The following is a 22657-nucleotide window of genomic DNA, read 5'->3' on the forward strand; positions in this document are numbered from 1 at the left end:
TAAAAAAGGTACAATAGAGACTTGTGCGCCGGTGCTCTGCCGGCGCAACGTGCAGGTCAACGTCAGGTTTCATCATGTCAGTCAAAATTCTTACTTCTACGCTTATTGGTCTGGATGCCTTTCGTCAGGATCCGCGTCAGGCGCTGCAACAGGCGGAAAACGGCACGCTGGCGGTGCTCGATAACTACGCGCCGGTGCTCTACGCCGTGACGCCTGAGCGGCTGGCGCATCTGCTGGCGCTGGAGGCGGCGACGCAGCACCGCAGCGACGTGACGCTGGACGACAGTCTGTATGACGACCTGCCTGCCGCGCTGCCAACGCCGGCGGGAAAATTCGCCATGTATGCAGGCTGGCAGCCCGACGCCGATTTCCAGCGTCAGGCCGCTATCTGGGGCGTGGCGCTGAGCGAGCCGGTCACGCCCGCCGAGCTGGCCGCCTTTGTCGCCTACTGGCAGGCGGAAGGCCGCCTGTTTCATCACGTGCAGTGGCAGCAGAAGCTGGCGCGCAGCGTGCAGATGAACCGCGCCGCCAGCGGCGGCCAGCCGAAACGCGACATCACGCAAATCAGCAATACTGATTACAACATTCCCGATGGGTTTCGAGGTGAGTAATGAAAACGCCGACCGATCTGTTCAGCCGTCTGAAAAAAATGATGCCCGCCAACGTCCAGCCGAAATTCACCAGCGGTGAAGAGCTGCTGGCGTGGAATCAGGAGCAGGGCCGCCTGCGTTCGGAGTCCATCGTGCGTGAAAACCGCGCCATGAAAATGCAGCGCGTGATGGGGCGATCCGGCATTCGCGAGCTGCATATGAACTGCTCGTTCGACAACTATCGCGTCGAGAATGAGGGCCAGCGCAGAGCGTTAACCATGGCGCGCCAGTACGCCAACGATTTTGAGGGCAGCATCGCCAGCTTCGTCTTTTCCGGCCGTCCCGGTACCGGCAAAAACCATCTGGCGGCGGCTATCGGCAACGATCTGATCCTGCGCGGCAAAAGCGTGCTGATCGTCACCGTGGCGGATTTAATGTCCAGCATGAAGGGCACCTTCAGCGGCGGCAGCGACATTACCGAAGAGCGCCTGCTGCACGATCTCAGCACCGTCGATCTGCTGGTGATTGACGAGATCGGCATGCAGAGCGAATCGCGCTATGAAAAGGTGATCATCAACCAGATCGTCGACCGCCGCTCCTCGTCGAAACGCCCGACCGGGATGCTCTCTAACCTCGATCCCGCCGGCATGAATACGCTGCTGGGTGAGCGCGTGATGGATCGTATGCGCCTTGGCAACAGCATGTGGGTGCGCTTCGACTGGGAAAGCTACCGCAGCCGCGTGCGCGGCGACGAGTACTAACGCGCGCGTTCTGCTGCAAAAAACCGGGGGTGCCCCGGTTTTTTTACGCCTTTTTCCACCCTCTGCAACTTGTGTGAAACAGCGCGCAAAAGTGCCAGATAAGGCGCTCTCTGACGCTGTTACACTGAAGTTATGTTGCCTGTCAGAGGAGCGCATAAAATATGGGTAAAGGTCCTGCACTACTCAGACTCAACAATCAAAAGCGCGTGATGACGCAGCTACGTCGCCTGCGCGTCACGTCGCGTCAGGATTTAGCCCACCTGTTGTCGCTCAGCAAAAATACGGTGTCGCTGATCGTCGATGAACTGCTGGAGAAGGCGCTGGTGCAGGAGCTGGGTCCGGTCAGCGTCTCCGCCGCCGGACGGCCGAAGATTGAGATCGCCCTGCTGCCGGAAAAGCTGAAAAGCGCCGGCGTAATGGTGGAGCGCAACGCGATTTACTGGCGCGTCTGCGACTACTTTTCGCAGGTGATGGTGGAGCAGACGCGCCGCGTCGACACCAGCAACCCGAAAAAGCTGCTGGATGAGGTGGCGAACCTGTGCGGCGAGCTGGCGCAGAAGCACCCGCAGCTGCTGGGTATCGGGCTGGGCTTTCCCGGCATCGTCGATCCCGATCGCGGCTGGATGCACCTGTCGACCCATCTTGGCTGGCAGGATGTCGATCTGCTGACGCCGGTCAGGCAAAAGGTCGCGGTGCCGCTGCGCGTGATGAATAACGTCAAGGCGTCGGCGCTGCTGGCGGTGCAGCAGCTGGGACTGAAAACCGAGTGCAGCCACTTTTATCTGCGTATCGCCGAGGGCGTAGGCGGCGCGCTGGTGCAGCAGGGCGAAGTGGTGACCGGCCACAGCTGGACGGCGGGCGAAGTAGGGCATATCAACGTGCAGCCGGATGGCCCGCGCTGTCGCTGTGGACGTCAGGGATGCGCCGAAGCGCTGATCAGCAAACCGGCGATCGCGCAGCAGCTGGCGCAGCGCCGTCCCGGCCTGAGCTGGCAGACGCGCGACGAGGCGCCGAAGGTCGTCGATGAGGTGATGCAGCAGGCGGGCGGCTTTCTCGCCAGAGCCATCGGCGAGGTGATTTTATTGCTCAATCCCGCCAGCGTGATTATCGACGCGCCCTGGAATCTGCATCCGCTGTTTTGCGACACGGTGCGTAAACGCATCGCGGCCGGCACGCCAGCCTTCACCTTTCAAAACACGGCGCTGCATTTTTTACAGACGCGCCTCGATCCGGCGGTAGGGCTGTCGCTGGCGGTGATAGAGCAGTTTGAACAACGTCAGGGATAAAGAGAGCAGGAGAGGTCGCGGATGACGGGAAGCGATCGCAAAGTCGCTCAGGCATCTTTGCTCGCTCGGCCTGCGCGGATACGCACCTCATCCCTGAGGTGCGTCCGTGGTTACTGCGCGGTCGCTACCGGCGTGGCCGCCTGGTCGCGGGTGGCCGCTGGCGTCAGCGGCGTATAGTCGAGCTGCAGCACGCGGCTGGTTTCCGACAGCTCTTTCTCTGTTGCCGCCACGTCGCCGTTCAGCTTCTGGCCATAAGAGGGGATCATCTCTTTCAGCTTGCTCTGCCAGGCGTCGGACGCGACTTTGTCCTTAAAGACTTTTTGCATCAGCGTCAGCATGATCGGCGCGGCGGTTGAGGCGCCCGGCGACGCGCCCAGCAGCGCGGCGATAGAGCCATCTTTAGAGGCGACCACTTCGGTGCCGAGACGCAGCACGCCGCCTTTCTCCGCATCTTTCTTGATGATCTGCACGCGCTGGCCCGCAATCGCCAGACGCCAGTCCTCTTTCTTCGCGTCCGGGAAGTACTCTTTCAGCGCGGCGAAGCGGTCGTCGTCCGACAGCATCAGCTGGCCAATCAGGTATTTCACCAGATCGAAGTTATCCAGACCCACATGCACCATCGGCATAAAGTTGGAGGTGGTGGTGGCGCCGAACATATCCCACAGCGAACCGTTTTTCAGGTACTTGGTGGAGAACGTCGCGAAAGGTCCAAACAGCAGCACGCGTTTGCCGTCCAGCATACGGGTATCCAGGTGCGGCACCGACATCGGCGGCGCGCCGACAGAGGCTTTGCCGTACACCTTCGCCAGGTGACGCTGCACCACGGCCGGGTTGTCGGTGACGAGGAACTCGCCGCCCACCGGGAAGCCCGCATAGTTATCCGCTTCCGGGATGCCCGACTTCTGCAGCAGCGGCAGCGCCGCGCCGCCTGCGCCGATAAACACGAACTTCGCGTGCACCACGTGCTCGGCGTTGTTGTTGTGCAGATCGGCGACGGTCACGTTCCAGCCGCCGTCGTCGGCGCGCTTGATATCGCGCACTTCATGGCCAGTTTCCAGCGAGAAGCGATCGCTTTTCTGCAGCGACGCCACCAGCTGACGCGTGATTTCGCCGAAGTTGACGTCGGTGCCGATCGGAATGCGCGTGGCCGCCACTTTCTGTTTCGCATCGCGGCCTTCCATTACCAGCGGGATCCACTTCTCGATCTGCGCGTGGTCTTCTGAATATTCCATGCCGCGGAACAGCGTGCTTTTCTGCAGCGCTTCGTAGCGCTTGTGCAGGAAGTTGACGTTGTCGTCGCCCCAGACAAAGCTCATATGCGGCGTGCTGTTAATAAAGCTTTTCGGGTTGGTCAGGACGCCGCGATTGACCTGATAGGTCCAGAACTGGCGGGAAATCTGAAAAGATTCGTTAATTTCGACGGCTTTGCTGATATCGATGCTGCCGTCATCTTTTTCCGGCGTGTAATTCATTTCCGCCAGCGCAGAGTGGCCGGTGCCGGCGTTATTCCAGCCGTTAGAGCTTTCTTCAGCGACTTTATCGAGACGCTCAACCATCTCAATATTCCACTGCGGCTCCAGCTCCTGCAAATAGGTTCCCAGGGTGGCACTCATTACGCCGCCGCCAATGAGCATGACGTCGACGTTTTTCTGCTCGTCGGCCCAGGCCGCGTGTTGCGCGACCAGCAGCGGCGCGCAGAGAGCCAGAAGTTGTACAATTTTACGCATGAAACACTTCTCCAACGGCTATCGGTGATAACCGGCCAGTGACACCGCGCGCCTTCTGCGGAGGCGCTGCGATCTCCATCAAAAATTCAACTCACATCCAACACGATTGGGTCATGTGTTAAGTTACAGTTAAAAGCGCGGCGGAATATAACATTCACACCACATGTTTTAAAAAGAATTACAAATATTGTAACTATTGTAACTTTTGAAAGTGAAAAAAGGCGGGGAGGCAAATGGGGTTATTTAGCCAGCCTGGACGTGCGGCGCAAAACATTATTAACCGCAAGGCTAAACCTGCGGCGACAATAAAACGTCGTCTGTTTTACGCCAAATGCGGCTTAGCCTTTATTTTCTGTTACAGCACGCTTTCGCCATAATGCTGGCGATATTCCTTCGGCGTCGCGGCATAGCTTTTTTTAAACACCGAATAGAAATATTGCAGCGAAGGATAGCCACACATCTGCGAAATTTCGTTGATGTTCAAAGAGGAGGAGGCCAGCAGCTCGCGCGCCTTTTCCAGTTTTTCACGGTGGATCATGGCGTGAATGGTGTCGCCGGTTTCATCGCGGAAGCGCTTCTCCAGGTTGGAGCGCGACATGCCGATGGCGTCCAGCACCTGCTCGACCTTGATGCCTTTACAGGCGTTGAAGCGAATATAGTGCATCGCCTGGATAACGGCGGGATCGCGCAGCGAGCGGAAATCGGTGGAGCGGCGGGCGATCACCTTGACCGGCGGCACCAGAATACGCTGAAGCGGCAGCGGCTGCTTGTCCAGCAGGCGATGCAGCAGCTTAGCGGCCTGATAGCCCATCTGCCGCGTGCCCTGCGCCACGGACGAGAGCGCCACGCGCGACAGATAGCGCGTCAGCTCTTCGTTGTCGATGCCGATCACGCTCAGCTTTTCCGGCACCGGAATTTTAAGGTGTTCGCACGCCTGCAGCAGATGACGCGCGCGGGCGTCGGTCACGGCGATAATGCCGGTCTGCTGCGGCAGGGTTTGCAGCCAGTCGGCCAGCCGGTTCTGCGCGTGCTGCCAGTTCTCCGGCGCGGTGTTCATGCCCTGATACACCACGCCCTGATAGCGCTCGCGCTGCACCAGCTGGCGAAAGGCGTGCTCGCGCTCCTGCGCCCAGCGCTTGCCGCTGGAGGCGGGCAGGCCGTAAAAGGCGAAGCGGTTGATGCCCTTCTCTTTGAGGTGAAGAAAGGCGCTCTCTACCAGCGCCGCGTTGTCGGTGGCGATATAGTGCACCGGCGGATAATCCTGCTGGCGATGGTAGGAGCCGCCGACGCCAACGATCGGCACCTCGACGTTCGCCAGCAGCTGCTCGATAGAGCTGTCGTCGTAGTCGGCGATCACGCCGTCGCCCAGCCATTCGCGAATATTCTCGATGCGGCAGCGAAAATCCTCCTCGATAAAAATATCCCAGTCGGTCTGCGACGCCTGTAAATATTCGCCGACGCCCTCTACCACCTGACGGTCATACACTTTGTTGGCATTGAACAGCAACGTAATGCGATAGCGTTTTTCATGCATAGTGGCGCGCTCTCCTGAATCCCAGCGCCATGCATAGCACGGCGCGATGAACCGCAGAAATTGTTTGCGCCACGTTGTGATCGCCGACGCGATTACACCCGCCGGCGCGTGGCGGTATCCATCCACACCGCCAGCAGCAGGATCGCCCCTTTGACGATGTACTGCCAGAAGGTGGGCACGTCCATCATGCTCATGCCGTTATCCAGCGACGCCATAATAAACGCGCCCATCACCGCGCCCGCCACCGAGCCTACGCCGCCCGCCAGGCTGGTGCCGCCGATAACGCAGGCGGCGATGGCGTCCAGCTCGGCGATATTGCCCGCCGACGGCGAGCCCGCGCCGAGGCGCGAACTTAAAATCAGCCCGGCGATCGCCACCATCACGCCGTTGATGGCGAACACCGCCAGCTTAGTGCGCGCCACGTTAATGCCCGACAGCCGCGCGGCGTCGAGGTTGCCGCCGATGGCGTAGATACGGCGGCCAAAGGCGGTGCGCGTCGCCATAAACATGCCGCCCAGCAGCAGCAACGCCAGCAGCAGCACCGGCGTCGGCACGCCGCGATAGTCATTGAGCAGCCAGATGGCGCCCAGCACCAGCACCGCGGTAATCGCCTGTCGCGCCACCGTGCTGCCGGCGGCGGACTGCGTCAGCCCCAGCTGCTGGCGGCGCAGCCGCAGCCGCCACTGCCACAGCATAAACAGCGCCAGACCGGCGATGCCGAAACCGAAGCCGACGCCGTCGGGAAGATAGCTCTGTCCAATCTGCGACATGGCGGGCGTGGTCGGCGCGACCGTGGTGCCATTGGTGATCCCTACCAGAATGCCGCGAAACGCCAGCATACCGGCCAGGGTGACGATAAATGACGGCACTTTGCGATAGGCGACCCACCAGCCGTTCCAGGTGCCTAACAGCAGCCCCATCAGCAGCGTCGCCGCGATGGTGAGCGGCAGCGGCCAGCCGAGCCAGACGTCGAAAATCGCCGCTGCGCCGCCCAGCAGGCCCATCATCGAGCCCACCGAGAGATCGATCTCCGCCGAAATAATCACGAACACCATGCCGACCGCCAGAATGCCGGTGATGGCGGTCTGGCGCAGCAGGTTAGAGACGTTGCGCGCGCTAAGCCACGCGCCGTCGGTGGTCCAGGTGAAAAACAGGGCGATAACCAGGATGGCGCCCAGCATTACCAGCACCTGCAGATTGGGCAGGGAGAATTTCCCCGGCGACGGCGCGCCCGGCAGCGTGCCCTGACGACTTTCGGTTTTAAGCATAATGTTCACTCCGCAGGGCCGCTTCCATTACTTGCTCCTGAGTCAGGTTGTTGTTAATCAGATCGGCTTTGATCCGCCCTTCATGCATCACCAGCACGCGATCGCTCAGGCCCAACACTTCCGGCAGTTCGGATGAGATGACGATCACCGCGATCCCCTGCTGCACCAGGCTGTTGATCAGCAGATAGATCTCCTGACGCGCGCCGACGTCGATGCCGCGCGTCGGCTCGTCGAGGATCAGGATCTGCGGGTTGAGCAGCAAACATTTGGCGATAATCGCCTTCTGCTGGTTGCCGCCGCTCAGCCGACCGATGGCCAGCTCCGGCGACGAGGTCTTCACCCGCAGCCGCGCGATAGCGTCGTTAATGACGTGCTGCTCGCGCGTCTCGTCCAGCGGCGCGAAGCGGCGGCTGAACTGGTCCAGCGCCGCCAGGGTGATATTTTTCCCTACTCCCATCAGCGGCACGATGCCATCTTTTTTACGGTCTTCCGGCACCATAGCGATGCCCTGGGCGATCGCCTGCTGGCAGTCGCGGATCTGCACCTGCTTGCCGTTAATCCAGATATCGCCCTGCCAGCGCCCCGGCCAGACGCCGAACAGGCACTGGACCGTTTCGGTGCGGCCGGCGCCGACCAGCCCGGCGATGCCGAGGATCTCGCCGCGCTTCAGGCTGAACGAAACGTCGTTGACGCGGCGCACCTGCCGGTTAACCGGATGCCAGGCGGTGAGGTGCTCGACGCGCAGCACCGTCTCGCCGATAGCGTGCCGCTGATGCGGATAAAGCGCGGTGAGTTCGCGGCCCACCATCATGGTAATAATGTCATCCTCGCTCAGCCCGGCGGCTGGGCGAGTAGCGATGGGCTTGCCGTCGCGGATGACGCAGATGGTATCGGAGATCGCTTTCACCTCGTTCAGCTTGTGGGAGATATAGATGCAGGCGATGCCGTGGTCGCGCAGGTTATTGATAATGCTCAGCAGCACCTCGGTTTCCCGCTCGGTCAGCGAGGAGGTCGGCTCATCGAGGATCAGCAGCCGCACCTGCTTATTCAGCGCGCGGGCGATCTCGACCAGCTGCTGCTGCCCCAGCCCGAGGTCGCCGACGCGAGCGTCGGGCGAGACGTCGAGCCTGACCCGCGCCAGCAGCTGCTGGCAGCGCAGCGTCATGGTTTCGTCGTCAACGATGCCGAAGCGGCCCAGCTCGGCGCCGAGAAAAATGTTCTCCATCACCGTCAGCTGGCGCACCAGCGCCAGCTCCTGATGAATAATCACAATGCCCTTGCGTTCGGTGTCGCGGATGGTCTGCGCCTGAATCGCCTCGCCAGCGAAGTGGATCTCGCCGTCGAACTCGCCGTGCGGGTAGAGCCCGCACAGGATTTTCATCAGCGTGGATTTGCCCGAGCCGTTTTCGCCGCACAGCGACATCACTTCGCCGCTCTCCAGCCGCAGGCTGACGTTATCCAGCGCCTTCACGGCGCCGAATCGCTTGGTGATATTGTTCATTTCCAGCAGCATCGATCTCTCCTCTTCGCGGCGCGCGCTCAGAGTTCGCTCTGTTTATGGAAACCGTCTTTCACCACGGTGCTCTCGATATTCTCTTTATTGACCTGAATCGGCGTCAGCAGGCGCGAGGGCACCTCTTTCAGGCCGTTGTTCAGCTTGCCGTTGCTGGCGGGCGTTTTGTCGTTGCCCAGCTCAATGGCGATGTTGGCGGCTTCGGTGGCGAGCTGGGTGATCGGCTTATAGACGGTCATGGTCTGGGTGCCGTTGATGATGCGCTTGATGGCGGCGAGATCGGCGTCCTGACCGGAGATGGCGACTTTGCCCGCCAGGCCCTGCGCGCTCAGCGCCTGGATCGCGCCGCCGGCGGTGGCGTCGTTGGAGGCGACCACCGCGTCGATGTGATTGCCGTTGGCGGTCAGGGCGTTTTCCATGATTTTCAGCGCGTTTTCCGGCAGCCAGGCGTCGACCCACTGGTCGCCGACCACTTTAATGCTGCCGTTGTCGATATAGGGTTTTAACACCTTCATCTGACCGGCGCGAAACAGGTGCGCGTTATTATCTACCGGCGATCCGCCCATCAGAAAATAGTTTCCTTTCGGCACCTGCTTAACAATGCTTTCCGCCTGCAGTTCGCCGACTTTTTCATTATCGAACGAAATATAAAAATCGATATCGGCGTTATTTATCATGCGGTCGTAGGCCAGCACTTTAATGCCTTCGCGTTTCGCTTCGGCCACCACGTTGCTTAATACCTGCCCGTTGTAGGGAATGATCACCAGCACGTCGACGCCGCGGTTGATCATATTTTCGATTTGCGACATTTGCGTCTCTTCATTGCCGTTGGCCGACTGCACAAAGACTTTGGCGCCCTGCGATTCCGCCTGCTTTACGAAGATGTCGCGATCTTTTTGCCAGCGCTCAAGGCGCAGGTCGTCAATCGCCATGCCGATCTTCACTTCTTTGGCGCTGCCGGCGTGGCTGAAGAGTGCCAGCGCGGCGCAGGCGGCTAACAGCGTACGTTTCATTTTCATGATGTTCATCCTGTAGGGTGGGAGAGGCTGTTGTCGTTATCGCTTTGGTCCAGGCGGATGAATTGTTGCCCTGAGTTTCCGCCAACATCAATTACTGATTTTTATCCAGCGATTACGTTTTTTGGTTTATTTCCGTTTTTATGAGCGGGATCGAGATTTAACGTTTTTAAGAGAAGGGGAGGGCGGCGAAGCGCGGTCTGGTTATTAATTTGCGAGCAAACGCACAAATATTAATTATCTCAATCTGGGTGTGAAATATCGTAATTGAGCCGACGGAAAAAGCGCAAGCAATATAAAGGCTCACGGCCGACTGTCCGGATTTTCACGCTGAGGAGCGAAACATGCACGCCTATTTCGACCAGATCGAACACGTTCGTTTTGAAGGGGTAAAGAGCACCAATCCACTGGCGTTTCGCCATTACAATCCTGACGAGGTTATCCTCGGCAAAACCATGGCTGAGCACCTGCGTTTTGCCGCCTGCTACTGGCACACCTTCTGCTGGAACGGCGCGGATATGTTCGGCGTCGGCGCGTTCGATCGCCCGTGGCAAAAAAGCGGCGACGCGCTGCAGCTGGCGAAGCTCAAGGCGGACGTGGCGTTTGAGTTTTTCCACAAGCTCAACGTGCCCTACTATTGCTTCCACGACGTCGACGTCGCGCCGGAGGGCGATTCGCTGCGCAGCTATCAGGAAAATTTCGCGGTGATGACCGACAAGCTGCTGGAGAAACAGCAGGAGAGCGGCGTGAAGCTGCTGTGGGGCACCGCCAACTGCTTTACCCATCCGCGCTATGGTGCCGGCGCGGCGACCAGCCCCGATCCGGAAATCTTCGCCTGGGCGGCGAGCCAGGTGTGCAGCGCCATGCAGGCGACGCAGACGCTGGGCGGCGAAAACTATGTGCTGTGGGGCGGCCGCGAGGGGTATGAAACCCTGCTGAACACCGATCTGCGCCAGGAGCGCGAGCAGATTGGCCGCTTTATGCAGATGGTGGTGGAGCACAAACATAAAATCGGCTTCCAGGGCACGCTGCTGATCGAGCCAAAACCGCAGGAGCCGACCAAACATCAGTATGATTATGACGTGGCGACGGTGTACGGCTTCCTGAAGCAGTTCGGGCTGGAGAAAGAGATCAAGGTGAACGTGGAAGCGAACCACGCCACGCTGGCGGGCCACTCGTTTCATCATGAGATCGCCACCGCCATCGCGCTGGGCATTTTCGGTTCGGTGGACGCCAACCGCGGTGATGTCCAGTGCGGCTGGGATACCGACCAGTTCCCGATCAGCGTGGAAGAGAACGCGCTGGTGATGTACGAGATTATTAAAGCGGGCGGCTTCACCACCGGCGGCCTGAACTTCGACGCCAAAGTGCGTCGCCAGAGCACGGACAAATATGACCTCTTTTACGGCCATATCGGCGCGATGGATACTATGGCGCTGGCGCTGAAGGCGGCGGCGCGCATGGTAGCGGCGGGCGAGCTGGACCAACGCGTGGCACAGCGTTACAGCGGCTGGAATGGCGAGTTCGGCCAGCAAATCCTGAAAGGGGAGTTTTCTCTCGCCTCGCTGGCGGCGCATGCTCAGCAGCAGCAGTTCAATCCGCAGCATCACAGCGGTCGCCAGGAGCAGCTGGAGAACCTGGTCAACCACTATCTTTATGATTTCTGACACAACCGGGAGTAAGGCATGTATATCGGGATCGATTTAGGCACGTCCGGGGTCAAAGTGGCGCTGCTGAATGCGCAGGGCGAGGTGGCGGCGGTCAGCAGCGCGCCGCTGCAGGTGTCGCGTCCGCAGGCGCTCTGGAGCGAGCAGGATCCCGAAAGCTGGTGGCTGGCGACCGATCGGGCGATGCAGACGCTGGCGCAGCAGCATGCGCTCAGCGAGGTGAAGGCCATCGGCCTGAGCGGCCAGATGCACGGCGCGACGCTGCTGGACAGCGCGCATCGCGTGCTGCGTCCGGCCATTTTATGGAACGACGGGCGCAGCGGCGAGCAGTGCCGCGAGCTGGAGCAGCGCGTGCCCGCGTCGCGCCAGATCACCGGCAACCTGATGATGCCCGGTTTTACCGCGCCCAAACTGCTCTGGGTGCAACAGCACGAGCCTGAGATTTTTCAGCGGGTGGCGAAGGTGCTGCTGCCGAAAGACTACCTGCGCTGGCGGCTGAGCGGCGACTTCGCCAGCGACATGTCGGACGCGGCGGGCACGATGTGGCTCGACGTGGCGCGCCGCGACTGGAGCGATCGGATGCTCGATGCCTGCGGCCTGACGCGCGAGCAGATGCCCGCGCTATTCGAAGGTAACGCGGTGACCGGTTCGCTGAACGCCGACATCGCGGCGCGCTGGGGCATGGCGCCGGTGCCGCTGGTGGCGGGCGGCGGCGACAACGCCGCGGGCGCGGTGGGCGTCGGCATGACCGAGCCGGGCCAGGGCATGCTGTCGCTTGGCACCTCCGGCGTCTATTTCGTGGTCAGCGACGGCTACCTCAGCAATCCGCAGCGCGCGGTACACAGCTTCTGCCATGCGCTACCGCAGCGCTGGCATTTAATGTCGGTGATCCTCAGCGCCGCCGCCTCGCTCGACTGGGCCGCAGCGCTGACCGGCTGCGCCGACGTGCCGCAGCTGCTGGCGGAAGCGGAGCGTGCCAGTGACAGCGCGCCGCCGCTGTGGTTTCTGCCCTATCTCTCCGGCGAACGCACGCCGCACAACAATCCGCAGGCGACCGGCGTCTTTTTCGGCCTGACGCATCAGCATGGTCGGCCGGAGCTGGCGCGCGCGGTGCTGGAAGGCGTCGGCTACGCGCTGGCGCAGGGCATCGACGCGGTGCACGAGTGCGGCGTCGCGCCCTCCAGCATTATGCTGATCGGCGGCGGCGCGCGCAGCGCGCTGTGGCGGCAGATGCTGGCCGATATCAGCGGCCAGACGCTCGACTACTGTCAGGGCGGCGAGGTGGGGCCAGCGCTCGGCGCGGCGCGGCTGGCGCAGCTGGCGCTCGACCCGCAGGCGACGCTGCCTGCCTTACCGCGCGTGCAGCGCCATCAGCCCGACGCGGCGCGCCATCACCATTATCAGCCGCTGCGCGACACCTTTGCTCGCCTCTATACGCAGCTGGCGCCGCTGATGCGCTAAGCCTGTCCCGTCCTGTCGCTATCTTGTCCCGATTTGGCCTTCTTCCTCTGCCTCAGGCCCGTCGTGATGGGCCTGAATTCATTTCTCAGGAGGCCGAAAATGGCACAGGCAGCACTGTTAGTCATTGATGTTCAGCAGTCGTTTCAGCACCGTGATTTCTGGCAGGAAGAGGACGTTCCGGCTTTTCAGCGCCATATCAGCGCGCTGATCGAAGGCTGCCAGGCGAAAGCAATTCCGGTGGTGGACGTCTTCCACGTCGCGCCGCAGGGCCCGTTTGCCCTCGACTCCGGCTGGGTGAAGCGGATGGATTTTTTGCAGCACGAGGCGGCCTTCAGCGTGCAGAAACATGTGCATAATGCCCTGACCGAATCGGGCCTGCTGCCCTGGCTGGAGGCACAGGGGATCGACACGCTGATTATCAGCGGCATCCGCACCGAGCAGTGCTGCGAAACCACCGCGCGCGTGGCGTCCGATCTCGGTTTTAAGGTACTGTTTGTCAGCGAAGCGACGCTGACCTTTCCGATGACGCACAATGGCGTCACGCTCAGCAGCGCCGAGCTGATTCACCGTACCGAAACCGTGCTGATTAACCGCTTTGCCGAGGTGGTGAGCGTGGAAGCGTGCCTGGCGCGCGTCTGACAACAAGGAGTCGCGCGATGGCGCAAACCGTCCTGTTTCTTACTCTGCCCGGCGTAATGGCGCTTGATGTGACCGGACCGGCGGAGACGCTGCGGCTGGCGGGGGATCGCTTTGCGCTGCGCTATATCGGCCCAGAGGAGAGCGTGCTCAGCTCGACGCAGATGACCATCGCCGGCATCGAGCCGCTGCCGGCGAGCCTGCCGCCCGACAGCCTGCTGGTGGTGCCGGGCGTGTATGACTCTTCGGTCTGGTTCGCCACGCCGCAGGCGGAAATAGCGCGACGCTGGCTGCAACGTCAGCAGCCGCTGCTGCACGCGCGGCAGATCACCCTGATCTGCGTCTGTTCCGGCGCGCTGCTGGCGGCGCAGGCCGGTTTGCTCGACGGCGTACAGTGCACCACCCATCACGAGGTGCTCGCAAGGCTGAAAGCCGCCGCGCCCGCCGCGCTGGTGAAAGAGAATCGCGTCTTCGTCGACGACGACAATATCTGGACCAGCGCCGGCATCACCGCCGGCATCGATCTCTCTCTGCACCTGATTAACCGGCTGTGCGGCGCGCAGGCGGCGCTGGAGGTGGCGCGCGAGATGGTGGTGTGGTTCCGCCGCTCCGGCGACGATCCGCAGCTGTCGCCCTGGCTGCGCTACCGCAACCATCTGCATCCGGCGATCCATCGCGCGCAGGACGCGATGATCGCCCATCCCGAGCACGCCTGGTCGCTGGAGGATCTCGCCGCGCGCGTTCACGTCAGCGGCCGTCACCTGGCGCGCCTGTTCCGCCAGCATCTGGGCGTCAGCGTGCGCGAGTATCACGAGCAGCTGCGGCTGGGCATCGCGCGCCAGCGCCAGCAGCAGGGCGAAGGCGCGGAGAAAGCGGCGCTGGCCGCCGGTTTTTCTTCAGCGCGTCAGCTGCGGCGCGCCCGCGATCGCTGGCGCGATCAGCTTACCCAGTGACGCCTGTCGAGGCGCTGCAGGCCTACAGCCAGCAGCAGGCTGCCCGCCAGCGTCGCGCCGAACACCCAGGGCAGATCGAGCAGCGGCCGCGACATATCGTCATAGTGACGCGTGCGCAAAAAGTGAATAAAGAGCGCGTGAAAGCCGTAAATCGGCAGCGAATAGCGTGAAAGGGTGCCGAGCACCGGCAGCGTGCGGGCGTTCAGCGCGTTTTTGAACAGCACCAGCAGGCTGATGGCGGCGATAAACACCAGCGGGCCGCAGTAGAGATACCAGCGGTCATTAAAGGCGCCGTTAACGATCAGCGCCTGTTTGGTGCCGAGCGTAATGCCGATCACGCAGGCGGCGAACAGCCCCGCCGCCAGCGGCGTCACGCCGCGCTTTTGCGTTTCCATGGTGCCGATGGCGCGTCCCAACAGGGCGTAGAGCAGATAGTAGATGCTGTCGCCGCTGACGTAGAGATTGACCGGCAGCCAGTGAAACGGCCCGACCGCCTGATCCACCGTGTTCGGGTTGGCCAGCACCGCCAGCACAATGACCAGCAGCGCCACGTAGCGCGCCTGCACCTGCTTGACCTGAATCAGCGGCGAGAGCAGATAGATGCCGATTAGCGCGAAGAAAAACCACAGATGATAAAACACCGGCTTCTGCAGCATCTTCAGCAGCGAGCGCCCTTCGCTGATGGGCGTCAGCCAGGTGATGTAGGCCAGCGCCACCGCGCTGTAGAACAGCAGGCAGAGCACCAGCCGCAGCAGATGGCGCGGCTGGGCGCTGCGCTCGCCGAAGAAGAGGTAGCCGGAGATCATAAAAAAGAGCGGCACGCAGACGCGCGACGCGGAGTTGAGCAGGTTGGCGATATCCCACCAGTGTCCGGTCACCGCCATCGGCCCGGTGATATACCAGGTGGTGGTATGAATTACGATCACCATTAAACAGGCGACCGCGCGTAAATTGTCGATCCAGCAAATCTTTTGCGACATCGGGTCCTCTTGCGCATCTCATTGGTGCGAAGAAGGGTAGACAGTCGCAATGCGCGCGACAACCTTTCGCCTCAGGATTCGGAGCCGTCTGGCGCGCCCCGCGCCCGCCAGGATTTCCGGCTGCACATCGCGCGGTCAAAGGGTATACTGTCGCACTCTTTTTTCATCTACCCGACTCGCGTGCGAAATCATCATGCAAAAGTTTGATACCAAAACCTTTCAGGGCCTGATCCTGACATTGCAGGATTACTGGGCGCGTCAGGGCTGCACCATCGTTCAGCCGCTGGACATGGAAGTGGGCGCTGGCACTTCACACCCTATGACCTGCCTGCGCGCACTCGGACCAGAGCCGATTGCCGCAGCCTATGTGCAACCGTCGCGCCGTCCGACCGACGGGCGCTACGGCGAAAACCCGAACCGCTTACAGCACTACTACCAGTTCCAGGTGATCATCAAGCCGTCGCCGGACAACATTCAGGAGCTGTATCTCGGATCGCTGAAAGAGCTGGGCATCGATCCCACCGTGCATGATATTCGCTTTGTGGAAGATAACTGGGAAAACCCGACGCTGGGCGCGTGGGGCCTCGGCTGGGAAGTGTGGCTCAACGGCATGGAAGTGACGCAGTTCACCTACTTCCAGCAGGTGGGCGGCCTGGAGTGTAAGCCGGTGACCGGCGAGATCACCTACGGCCTTGAGCGTCTGGCGATGTATATCCAGAGCGTCGACAGCGTCTACGATCTGGTCTGGAGCGACGGCCCGCTGGGTAAAACCACCTACGGCGACGTGTTCCATCAGAACGAAGTGGAGCAGTCCACCTATAACTTCGAATACGCCGACGTCGACTTCCTCTTTACCTGCTTCGAGCAGTACGAGAAAGAGGCGCAGACGCTGCTGGCGCTGGAAAAACCGCTGCCGCTGCCCGCCTACGAGCGCATTCTGAAAGCCGCGCACAGCTTTAACCTGCTGGACGCGCGCAAGGCGATCTCCGTGACCGAGCGCCAGCGCTATATTCTGCGCATCCGCACCCTGACCAAAGCCGTGGCTGAAGCCTACTACGCCTCCCGCGAGGCGCTGGGCTTCCCGATGTGCAATAACAACAAGTAAGAGGCAGCCATGACTGAAAAAACGTTTCTGGTGGAGATCGGCACCGAAGAGCTGCCGCCGAAAGCATTGCGCAGCCTGGCCGAAGCCTTTGCCGCACAGGTCACCGCCGAGCTGGACAGCGCCGGTCTGGCGCATGGCGAGGTGCGCTGGTACGCCGCGCCGCGCCGTCTGGCGCTGAAAGTCGCAGGCTTAAGCGCTGCGCAGCCCGATCGTGAAGTCGAGAAACGCGGCCCGGCCGTCTCTGCCGCCTTTGACGCCGACGGCAAGCCGACCAAAGCGGCGGAAGGCTGGGCGCGCGGCAACGGCATCACCGTCGACCAGGCAGAGCGCCTGAGCACCGACAAAGGCGAATGGCTGGTTTACCGGGCGCAGGTGAAGGGCGAGTCCGCCCAGTCGCTGCTGCCGGGCATGATCGCCACCGCGCTCGGCAAGCTGCCGATCCCGAAACTGATGCGCTGGGGCGCAAGCGACGTGCAGTTTGTCCGTCCGGTGCACACCGTGACGCTGCTGCTGGGCGACGAACTGATCCCGGCCACTATTCTCGGCATTGCGTCAGGACGCACGATTCGCGGCCACCGCTTTATGGGCGAGCCGGAATTCACTATCGACCACGCCGACCAGTACCCGGAAATTCTGGAGACGCGCGGCAAGGTGATCGCCGATTACGCGGTGCGTAAGGCGCAGATTAAAGCCGATGCGGAAGCGGCGGCGCGTCAGCTGGGCGGCACTGCCGACCTGAGCGATAGCCTGCTGGAAGAGGTGGCCTCGCTGGTGGAGTGGCCGGTGGTGCTGACGGCGACCTTCGAAGAAAAGTTCCTCAAGGTGCCGGCGGAAGCGCTGGTCTACACCATGAAGGGCGATCAGAAATATTTCCCGGTCTATGACGACGCGGGCAAGCTGCTGCCGAACTTCATTTTCGTCACCAATATCGAATCGAGCGATCCGCAGCAGATTATCGCCGGTAACGAAAAGGTGGTGCGCCCGCGTCTGGCGGATGCCGAATTCTTCTTTAACACCGACCGCAAAAAGCGTCTGGAAGATCATCTGCCGCGTCTCGAAACCGTGCTGTTCCAGAAAGAGCTGGGCACGCTGCGCGACAAAACCGACCGCATTCAGGCGCTGGCGGGCTGGATCGCCGCGCAAATCGGCGCGGACGTCAATCACGCGACGCGCGCCGGCCTGCTCTCCAAGTGCGACCTGATGACCAATATGGTGTTTGAGTTTACCGACACGCAGGGCGTCATGGGCATGCACTACGCGCGTCACGACGGCGAAGCCGAAGATGTGGCGGTGGCGCTCAACGAGCAGTATCAGCCGCGCTACGCCGGCGACGATCTGCCGTCGAACCCGGTGGCCTGCGCGCTAGCGATCGCCGACAAGATGGATACCCTCGCGGGCATCTTTGGCATCGGCCAGCATCCGAAGGGCGACAAAGATCCCTTTGCGCTGCGTCGCGCCGCGCTGGGCGTGCTGCGTATCATCGTCGAGAAGAACCTGCCGCTCGATCTGCAAACCCTGACCGAGGAAGCGGTGCGTCTTTACGGCAGCAAGCTGAGCAACGGCAACGTGGTGGACGACGTGATCGACTTTATGCTCGGCCGCTTCCGCAGCTGGTATCAGGAAGAGGGCCACAGCGTCGATACGCTGCAGGCGGTGCTGGCGCGTCGTCCGACGCGTCCGGCCGACTTCGATGCGCGCATGAAGGCGGTGTCGCACTTCCGCACGCTCGACGAAGCGGCGGCGCTGGCGGCGGCGAACAAGCGCGTCTCCAATATTCTGGCGAAATCGACCGAAACCCTGAATGAGAGCGTGCAGGCGTCGCTGCTGAAAGAGAACGAAGAGATCCAGCTGGCGACCTTCGTCACCGCGCTCGGCGACAAGCTGCAGCCTTACTTCGCCGAAGGCCGCTATCAGGATGCGCTGATCGAACTGGCGCAGCTGCGCACCGCGGTTGATAACTTCTTCGACAAGGTGATGGTGAACGCCGACGACGCCGAGGTGCGCGTCAACCGCCTGACGCTGCTGGCGAAGCTGCGCGAGCTGTTCCTGCAGGTGGCGGATATTTCGCTGCTGCAGTAAGCGTGTTATTAGCCGTAAGCGAATAATGCCAGTAAAAGGCCGACATCACTGTCGGCCTTTTTTTATCAGAGAAGCGAGCGGCAGTTTGATCCAACCCGTAAGGAAGACTATAGTAAGGGTTACGGCTTACAAGGATGTAGGGGGAATATATGGGCGTTTTTTTAACGCCTGAGTTCGAAGCAGAGCGCAGGCGACTGAGTATTACAGATAATATTATTTGTAAAACAGCGCGCAAGGTTTTCAGCGGTCTTAAAGGGAATTCGCTGGGAAAGTTCACCTATAAAAGACGGATTGCCCTGCCAAATGTCAGTGAACGAGATGGCGCGCGTTCAATCGTTTTCTTTAATGATGGCGTGCATCTTTATTTTTTTTACCTTTACGCAAAAAGCGATCTCTCTAAAAAGAAAGGTAAAGAGATAGAGGATGCCGAAATAGACCTTTTTTGTAGTATCGCGCCAGATTTTATCGCCATGAACGAGGCTATGATAAAAACGCTGCTTGAAAAAAAAGAACTGTTCGAGGTTAACTGTAATGAGTGATGATTTAAAAAATATTTACGCTATGGCGAAACGTTATCATAAGCATGGCGTGGTAAAAGATGAAACGCTTAAAACGGTTGAAGCTCGTATTAAAGCTGCTGATATTCCTGATGTTCGTCCTATGACTGGCGAAGAAATCAAGGAGGTTCGGCAGCGCTGGAACCTGTCTCAGTCAGTTCTGGCGCGAACAACAGGCATGTCTGTTGAAAGCGTCTCTAAATGGGAGCGTGGGGAGAGTAAGCCGAATCAGGCAGTGCTGCGAATTATCAATATGATTTCTGACAAAGGGCCAGAAATATTTTTAAGTTAACCACAATAAATAACCTGTGGTGATCTGGCTTAAAGGCTTTTTTTAACGACGTCGTCATTAGCCCGCCTGTTTCGCCCAGCGCTAAGACAGAGAGAGTTCTTAAGCGCTGGGCGTTGCATCGGTAAAACGCGCCGCTGCCGTTACGCAGCCGGCGGCGCCGTGCGCGCAAAACTCTCGCGCTGGAACAGCTGCTCCGCCAGCTTTATCAGCGCCGGACGATCCACGCACCAGTTCGGCACTACGTGACGGAGGTTGATGTAGCCGATCATGCAGCCGGTGGCGATATCGGCAAGGTTGAGCGTGCCGTTGTTCAGCAAACGCCCCTGCGCCGCAATCGCCTCCAGCTGATCCAGCCCGCGCAGGATCTTCTCCCGATGGCGCGTCAGCACCTCGGTGGACTGCTGTTCCGGCGCGCGCAGCTTCTCGCGCACGATAATGCTGGCGCAGTCGCTGACGCCGTCCGCCAGCCGCTCGACCTGACGAATATGCAGCGCCAGCCAGGCGTCGTCCTGTGGCAGCATCGCGGGCGCGTCGCCGCGCAGCTCAAGGAACTGCGCGATGATGGAGGAGTCGAACCAGGCCTGCTGCTCGTCGTCAATCAGCGTCGGCACCTTGCCCAGCGGGTTGTGACGCGACACCTGGCTGTCGGGGCCGTAGGGTGCATCGTTAACAAATTCGAAAACGATGCCTTTCTCCAGCAGGATAACCGAAATCTTTCGTACAAAAGGGCTGGTATAGCTGCCAATCAGTTTCATCGCGCGCCTCCGCCATCAGGGGGTTAATCAACTCTCATCGGGAAAAAGAAAGGGATTCAGGCTGCTGCGCGAAAACCCTTCCTGCTCCATGCGCGCATCCAGCACCAGCGAGGCGAGATCGTCCGCCACCGGCTCCAGCGCGGGATCCTTCTCCTGATACAGCATCTTCAGGTAGGTGCCGCAGTCGCCGCAGCTCTCTGCTTTCACCGCCGCCTGCTCGCTGTCCAGCGACCAGTAGTGCAGATCGCGCGTCTGTTCGCAGTTGCTGCACTTGCTGCGCGCCACGTACCACTCGCTTTCGCACAGGTTGCAGTGCAGATAGCGCAGGCCCTGCTGCGTGCCGAGGTGCACCACGCTCGCCACCGGAATACTGGCGCACACCGGGCAGAACTGTCGCTGTTCGCCATATTCGGCGCGCGCTTTGCCGGGGATCAGCGCTGCCATCTGCGCCCAGTAGACCGATAACGCCGCCCAGATAAAAGGCGCTTTGTCGCTGCTGACCTGCGCGAACTCGCCCGCCAGCAGCGCGCTGGCCAGCGTTTCCAGCTCGCCGGCGGCGGTTTTCTCCAGGTTCTCCAGCACCGCCAGCGCCTGACCGGTCATCTCCGGCTTCAGCTCGGCGATCAGCGAGTGCAGCAGCCGCTGCCAGTGCGCCTCGCGCGGCAGAGAGTGGATATCGAGCGGCGGCTTGTCCTGGGCGGCGCTCTGCACCAGACGATCGCGCAGATCGCGGTGCAGTGGATGGTCATACAGCACGATCTCCTGCGCCTGCGCGATCTTGGCGGCGAAACGCAGATAGTCGCCAAGCGGATTTTTCGCTGCCAGCTCGCGCAGTCGCGCGGCGCGGCGGCTATAGAGGTTCTTCAGCCGTGGAAAAAGTAACGGCGGAATGGTATCCGCCGTGGTTTTTTCGCTCTTCTCCAGCTGGTCTTGCGGGATAATGCGAATACTCATCAGGGGCGTTTTTCCTGTTGTGTTGAGCGGTTGCGCTGTTCGCGATACCAGCGGGGATGATGTTTTTCCGCCCATGCGGCGGTCACCCAGCCTTCGACCATCGCCGTAAGGGTGCCTTTTACCCACAGCGCCGCATAAACGTGCACCATAATCACCAGGATCAGGCCCACGGCGGAGAGAGAATGCACCAGCAGCGCCGCACGGATCAGCGGGATGCTAAAAGCGCTGGCGAACCAGGGACGCCAGATCGCTATCCCGCTAAGCAGAAGCAGCAATAAGCTGATGATAGCAGCCCAGAACACACACTTCTGGCCGAAATTATAGCGGCCAGTATCGCCGACCTCCTGGTTAAGGGCAATTTTGTGGATATTGCGCGCCCACAGCAGGTCCTCTTTGTTGACCAGGTTGTGATGCCAGTAGCGGAAAAACATCAGCATAAAGGCAGCGAACATGGTCACGCCGATAAAGGGATGCAGGATGCGCGCCAGCTGTGGCGTGCCCAGCACGTTCATCAGCCAGTTGAAGGAGGGAAAGAGAAATCCCAGCCCGCTCAGCGCCAGCAGCACGAAGCTGATGGCGACAATCCAGTGGTTGATGCGCTCCGCCGCGCGGTAGCGGATGATGCGATCGTCTTTTTTCATTCGTTCTCCTCCTTGTGCGGCGCCTCGTCGACCCGATTGGGGCCCACGCCGACGTAGTGAAACAGCGAGGCGGCGAAGGTGGCGGCGAAGCCGATCGCCGCCAGCGGCTTCCAGATCCCTTTCCAGAACGTCACGGTCGGGCTGATGGCGGGGTTTTCCGGCAGCCCGTGATAGAGCTGCGGTTTGTTGGCGTGATGCAGCACGTACATCACGTGAGTGCCGCCGACGCCCGCCGGATCGTAAAGCCCGGCGTTTGCAAAGCCGCGCGATTTCAGATCGGCGACGCGCTCCGCCGCCAGCTGCTGCATCTCCTCTTTGCTGCCGAAGCGGATCGCCCCGGTGGGACAGGTTTTGACGCAGGCTGGCTCCTGCCCGACGCTGACGCGATCGACGCAAAGGGTGCACTTATAGGCGCGGTTATCCTCTTTGCTAATGCGCGGCACGTTGAACGGGCAGCCGGCGATGCAGTAGCCGCAGCCGATGCAGTGCTCGGACTGAAAATCGACGATGCCGCTGGCGTACTGCACGATGGCGCCCGCCGACGGGCAGGCTTTCAAACAGCCGGGATCGGCGCAGTGCATACAGCCATCTTTGCGGATCAGCCACTGCAGGCGGCCATCCTCCTCCACCTCCGAGAAGCGCATCACCGTCCAGGCTTTGGCGTCGAGATCGGTCGGATTGTCATAAACGCCGACGTTGTAGCCAACCTCGGCGCGAATATCGTTCCACTCCGAACAGGCGACCTGACAGCCTTTACAGCCGATGCAGGTGGTGACATCGATCAGCTTGGCGACCTGCTGCCGATGATCGCGCGCCTGCGGCGCGGGCGTGAGGGAACTGGTCGCGGAGCGACGAATAATGTCCTGTGTGGGGTAAGCCATG

At 60.8% G+C, this 22657-nt stretch carries 21 protein-coding genes; 11 read left to right on the top strand and 10 right to left on the bottom strand.

Going from position 1 to position 22657, the window contains the following annotated elements:
* The first annotated feature begins 74 nt into the window (after nucleotides 1-74).
* The 3 genes from dnaT (at nucleotide 75) to B2J69_RS15660 (ending at nucleotide 2637) form a co-directional block, all read left to right on the top strand.
* Nucleotides 75-611: a primosomal protein DnaT gene (gene dnaT, locus B2J69_RS15650; protein WP_081140575.1), complete on the top strand. Its 537-nt coding sequence runs from the start codon at nucleotides 75-77 to the stop codon at nucleotides 609-611.
* Nucleotides 611-1351 (top strand): DNA replication protein DnaC, encoded by a 741-nt coding sequence (dnaC, locus tag B2J69_RS15655; RefSeq protein ID WP_081140576.1) that lies wholly within the window; start codon nucleotides 611-613, stop codon nucleotides 1349-1351. The genes dnaT and dnaC overlap by 1 nt, the downstream gene beginning before the upstream one ends.
* A gap of 209 nt (nucleotides 1352-1560) precedes the next feature.
* Nucleotides 1561-2637: an ROK family protein gene (locus B2J69_RS15660; RefSeq protein ID WP_236722739.1), complete on the top strand. Its 1077-nt coding sequence runs from the start codon at nucleotides 1561-1563 to the stop codon at nucleotides 2635-2637.
* A 110-nt stretch (nucleotides 2638-2747) separates the two neighbouring features.
* Here B2J69_RS15660 and B2J69_RS15665 read toward each other — a convergent pair whose 3' ends face one another.
* The 5 genes from B2J69_RS15665 to xylF all read right to left on the bottom strand — a co-directional run bounded on the left by B2J69_RS15665 (nucleotide 2748) and on the right by xylF (nucleotide 9698).
* Nucleotides 2748-4364: a malate:quinone oxidoreductase gene (locus B2J69_RS15665; RefSeq protein ID WP_081140578.1), complete on the bottom strand. Its 1617-nt coding sequence runs from the start codon at nucleotides 4362-4364 to the stop codon at nucleotides 2748-2750.
* Nucleotides 4365-4719: 355 nt separating this feature from the next.
* The gene (gene xylR, locus B2J69_RS15670; RefSeq protein ID WP_081140579.1) at nucleotides 4720-5898 is read right to left on the bottom strand and encodes a D-xylose utilization transcriptional activator XylR; all 1179 of its coding nucleotides are present in this window, start codon (nucleotides 5896-5898) and stop codon (nucleotides 4720-4722) included.
* A gap of 92 nt (nucleotides 5899-5990) precedes the next feature.
* Nucleotides 5991-7166 carry a xylose ABC transporter permease XylH gene (gene xylH, locus B2J69_RS15675; protein WP_081140580.1) on the bottom strand — a complete coding sequence of 392 codons (1176 nt, stop codon included), beginning with the start codon at nucleotides 7164-7166 and terminating at the stop codon, nucleotides 5991-5993.
* Nucleotides 7159-8679 carry a xylose ABC transporter ATP-binding protein gene (locus tag B2J69_RS15680; protein WP_081140581.1) on the bottom strand — a complete coding sequence of 507 codons (1521 nt, stop codon included), beginning with the start codon at nucleotides 8677-8679 and terminating at the stop codon, nucleotides 7159-7161. Before B2J69_RS15680 ends, xylH begins: the two co-directional genes overlap by 8 nt.
* A gap of 26 nt (nucleotides 8680-8705) precedes the next feature.
* The gene (gene xylF, locus B2J69_RS15685) at nucleotides 8706-9698 is read right to left on the bottom strand and encodes a D-xylose ABC transporter substrate-binding protein (RefSeq protein ID WP_081140582.1); all 993 of its coding nucleotides are present in this window, start codon (nucleotides 9696-9698) and stop codon (nucleotides 8706-8708) included.
* A gap of 341 nt (nucleotides 9699-10039) precedes the next feature.
* Between xylF and xylA the strand changes: the two genes are divergently transcribed.
* The 4 genes from xylA to B2J69_RS15705 all read left to right on the top strand — a co-directional run bounded on the left by xylA (nucleotide 10040) and on the right by B2J69_RS15705 (nucleotide 14412).
* Nucleotides 10040-11362 carry a xylose isomerase gene (gene xylA / locus B2J69_RS15690; protein ID WP_081140583.1) on the top strand — a complete coding sequence of 441 codons (1323 nt, stop codon included), beginning with the start codon at nucleotides 10040-10042 and terminating at the stop codon, nucleotides 11360-11362.
* An 18-nt stretch (nucleotides 11363-11380) separates the two neighbouring features.
* Entirely contained in the window at nucleotides 11381-12823 is a 1443-nt protein-coding gene (xylB, locus tag B2J69_RS15695; protein WP_081140584.1) for a xylulokinase, read from the top strand.
* 99 nt (nucleotides 12824-12922) lie between these two features.
* The gene (locus tag B2J69_RS15700) at nucleotides 12923-13462 is read left to right on the top strand and encodes an isochorismatase family protein (protein WP_081140585.1); all 540 of its coding nucleotides are present in this window, start codon (nucleotides 12923-12925) and stop codon (nucleotides 13460-13462) included.
* Nucleotides 13463-13479: 17 nt separating this feature from the next.
* Nucleotides 13480-14412, top strand: coding sequence for a GlxA family transcriptional regulator (locus tag B2J69_RS15705; RefSeq protein WP_081140586.1), 933 nt, complete (start codon nucleotides 13480-13482; stop codon nucleotides 14410-14412).
* Here the strand turns inward: B2J69_RS15705 and B2J69_RS15710 are convergent.
* A complete protein-coding gene (locus B2J69_RS15710) occupies nucleotides 14397-15392 on the bottom strand; it encodes an acyltransferase (RefSeq protein WP_081140587.1) in 996 nt (331 codons plus the stop codon). The two genes, B2J69_RS15705 and B2J69_RS15710, sit on opposite strands and share 16 nt — an antisense overlap.
* Nucleotides 15393-15585: 193 nt before the next feature.
* Here B2J69_RS15710 and glyQ point away from each other — a divergent pair, with 193 nt between their 5' ends.
* From glyQ to B2J69_RS15730, 4 genes are all read left to right on the top strand, one after another.
* Nucleotides 15586-16497: a glycine--tRNA ligase subunit alpha gene (gene glyQ / locus B2J69_RS15715; protein WP_081140588.1), complete on the top strand. Its 912-nt coding sequence runs from the start codon at nucleotides 15586-15588 to the stop codon at nucleotides 16495-16497.
* A gap of 9 nt (nucleotides 16498-16506) precedes the next feature.
* Complete coding sequence (glyS, locus tag B2J69_RS15720; RefSeq protein WP_081140589.1) at nucleotides 16507-18576, top strand: glycine--tRNA ligase subunit beta; 2070 nt, start codon at nucleotides 16507-16509, stop codon at nucleotides 18574-18576.
* A 149-nt stretch (nucleotides 18577-18725) separates the two neighbouring features.
* The gene (locus B2J69_RS15725) at nucleotides 18726-19115 is read left to right on the top strand and encodes a type II toxin-antitoxin system RelE/ParE family toxin (RefSeq protein ID WP_081140590.1); all 390 of its coding nucleotides are present in this window, start codon (nucleotides 18726-18728) and stop codon (nucleotides 19113-19115) included.
* On the top strand, nucleotides 19108-19425 hold the full coding sequence (locus B2J69_RS15730; RefSeq protein WP_081140591.1) for a helix-turn-helix domain-containing protein: 318 nt from the start codon (nucleotides 19108-19110) through the stop codon (nucleotides 19423-19425). Before B2J69_RS15725 ends, B2J69_RS15730 begins: the two co-directional genes overlap by 8 nt.
* 140 nt (nucleotides 19426-19565) lie before the next feature.
* Here the strand turns inward: B2J69_RS15730 and B2J69_RS15735 are convergent, their stop codons facing one another.
* The 4 genes from B2J69_RS15735 to fdxH are packed head-to-tail and all read right to left on the bottom strand — an operon-like array spanning nucleotide 19566 to nucleotide 22656.
* Nucleotides 19566-20180, bottom strand: a complete 615-nt coding sequence (locus B2J69_RS15735; protein ID WP_081140592.1) for a glutathione S-transferase — start codon at nucleotides 20178-20180, stop codon at nucleotides 19566-19568.
* A gap of 27 nt (nucleotides 20181-20207) precedes the next feature.
* Nucleotides 20208-21134, bottom strand: coding sequence for a formate dehydrogenase accessory protein FdhE (gene fdhE / locus B2J69_RS15740; RefSeq protein ID WP_081140593.1), 927 nt, complete (start codon nucleotides 21132-21134; stop codon nucleotides 20208-20210).
* Entirely contained in the window at nucleotides 21134-21775 is a 642-nt protein-coding gene (gene fdoI, locus B2J69_RS15745) for a formate dehydrogenase cytochrome b556 subunit (protein ID WP_081140594.1), read from the bottom strand. Before fdoI ends, fdhE begins: the two co-directional genes overlap by 1 nt.
* Nucleotides 21772-22656 carry a formate dehydrogenase subunit beta gene (fdxH, locus tag B2J69_RS15750; RefSeq protein ID WP_081140595.1) on the bottom strand — a complete coding sequence of 295 codons (885 nt, stop codon included), beginning with the start codon at nucleotides 22654-22656 and terminating at the stop codon, nucleotides 21772-21774. Before fdxH ends, fdoI begins: the two co-directional genes overlap by 4 nt.
* Nucleotide 22657: the final 1 nt, after the last annotated feature.

It is taken from the genome of Pantoea latae (assembly GCF_002077695.1).
GTDB lineage: Bacteria > Pseudomonadota > Gammaproteobacteria > Enterobacterales > Enterobacteriaceae > Pantoea > Pantoea latae.

Excerpts from the sequence above, each read along its gene's own strand:
- dnaT (WP_081140575.1), top strand. The coding sequence starts at position 75 with ATGTCAGTCAAAATTCTTACTTCTACGCTTATTGGTCTGGATGCCTTT.
- dnaC (WP_081140576.1), top strand. The coding sequence starts at position 611 with ATGAAAACGCCGACCGATCTGTTCAGCCGTCTGAAAAAAATGATGCCC.
- B2J69_RS15660 (WP_236722739.1), top strand. The coding sequence starts at position 1,561 with ATGACGCAGCTACGTCGCCTGCGCGTCACGTCGCGTCAGGATTTAGCC.
- B2J69_RS15665 (WP_081140578.1), bottom strand. The coding sequence starts at position 4,364 with ATGCGTAAAATTGTACAACTTCTGGCTCTCTGCGCGCCGCTGCTGGTC.
- xylR (WP_081140579.1), bottom strand. The coding sequence starts at position 5,898 with ATGCATGAAAAACGCTATCGCATTACGTTGCTGTTCAATGCCAACAAA.
- xylH (WP_081140580.1), bottom strand. The coding sequence starts at position 7,166 with ATGCTTAAAACCGAAAGTCGTCAGGGCACGCTGCCGGGCGCGCCGTCG.
- B2J69_RS15680 (WP_081140581.1), bottom strand. The coding sequence starts at position 8,679 with ATGCTGCTGGAAATGAACAATATCACCAAGCGATTCGGCGCCGTGAAG.
- xylF (WP_081140582.1), bottom strand. The coding sequence starts at position 9,698 with ATGAAAATGAAACGTACGCTGTTAGCCGCCTGCGCCGCGCTGGCACTC.
- xylA (WP_081140583.1), top strand. The coding sequence starts at position 10,040 with ATGCACGCCTATTTCGACCAGATCGAACACGTTCGTTTTGAAGGGGTA.
- xylB (WP_081140584.1), top strand. The coding sequence starts at position 11,381 with ATGTATATCGGGATCGATTTAGGCACGTCCGGGGTCAAAGTGGCGCTG.
- B2J69_RS15700 (WP_081140585.1), top strand. The coding sequence starts at position 12,923 with ATGGCACAGGCAGCACTGTTAGTCATTGATGTTCAGCAGTCGTTTCAG.
- B2J69_RS15705 (WP_081140586.1), top strand. The coding sequence starts at position 13,480 with ATGGCGCAAACCGTCCTGTTTCTTACTCTGCCCGGCGTAATGGCGCTT.
- B2J69_RS15710 (WP_081140587.1), bottom strand. The coding sequence starts at position 15,392 with ATGTCGCAAAAGATTTGCTGGATCGACAATTTACGCGCGGTCGCCTGT.
- glyQ (WP_081140588.1), top strand. The coding sequence starts at position 15,586 with ATGCAAAAGTTTGATACCAAAACCTTTCAGGGCCTGATCCTGACATTG.
- glyS (WP_081140589.1), top strand. The coding sequence starts at position 16,507 with ATGACTGAAAAAACGTTTCTGGTGGAGATCGGCACCGAAGAGCTGCCG.
- B2J69_RS15725 (WP_081140590.1), top strand. The coding sequence starts at position 18,726 with ATGGGCGTTTTTTTAACGCCTGAGTTCGAAGCAGAGCGCAGGCGACTG.
- B2J69_RS15730 (WP_081140591.1), top strand. The coding sequence starts at position 19,108 with ATGAGTGATGATTTAAAAAATATTTACGCTATGGCGAAACGTTATCAT.
- B2J69_RS15735 (WP_081140592.1), bottom strand. The coding sequence starts at position 20,180 with ATGAAACTGATTGGCAGCTATACCAGCCCTTTTGTACGAAAGATTTCG.
- fdhE (WP_081140593.1), bottom strand. The coding sequence starts at position 21,134 with ATGAGTATTCGCATTATCCCGCAAGACCAGCTGGAGAAGAGCGAAAAA.
- fdoI (WP_081140594.1), bottom strand. The coding sequence starts at position 21,775 with ATGAAAAAAGACGATCGCATCATCCGCTACCGCGCGGCGGAGCGCATC.
- fdxH (WP_081140595.1), bottom strand. The coding sequence starts at position 22,656 with ATGGCTTACCCCACACAGGACATTATTCGTCGCTCCGCGACCAGTTCC.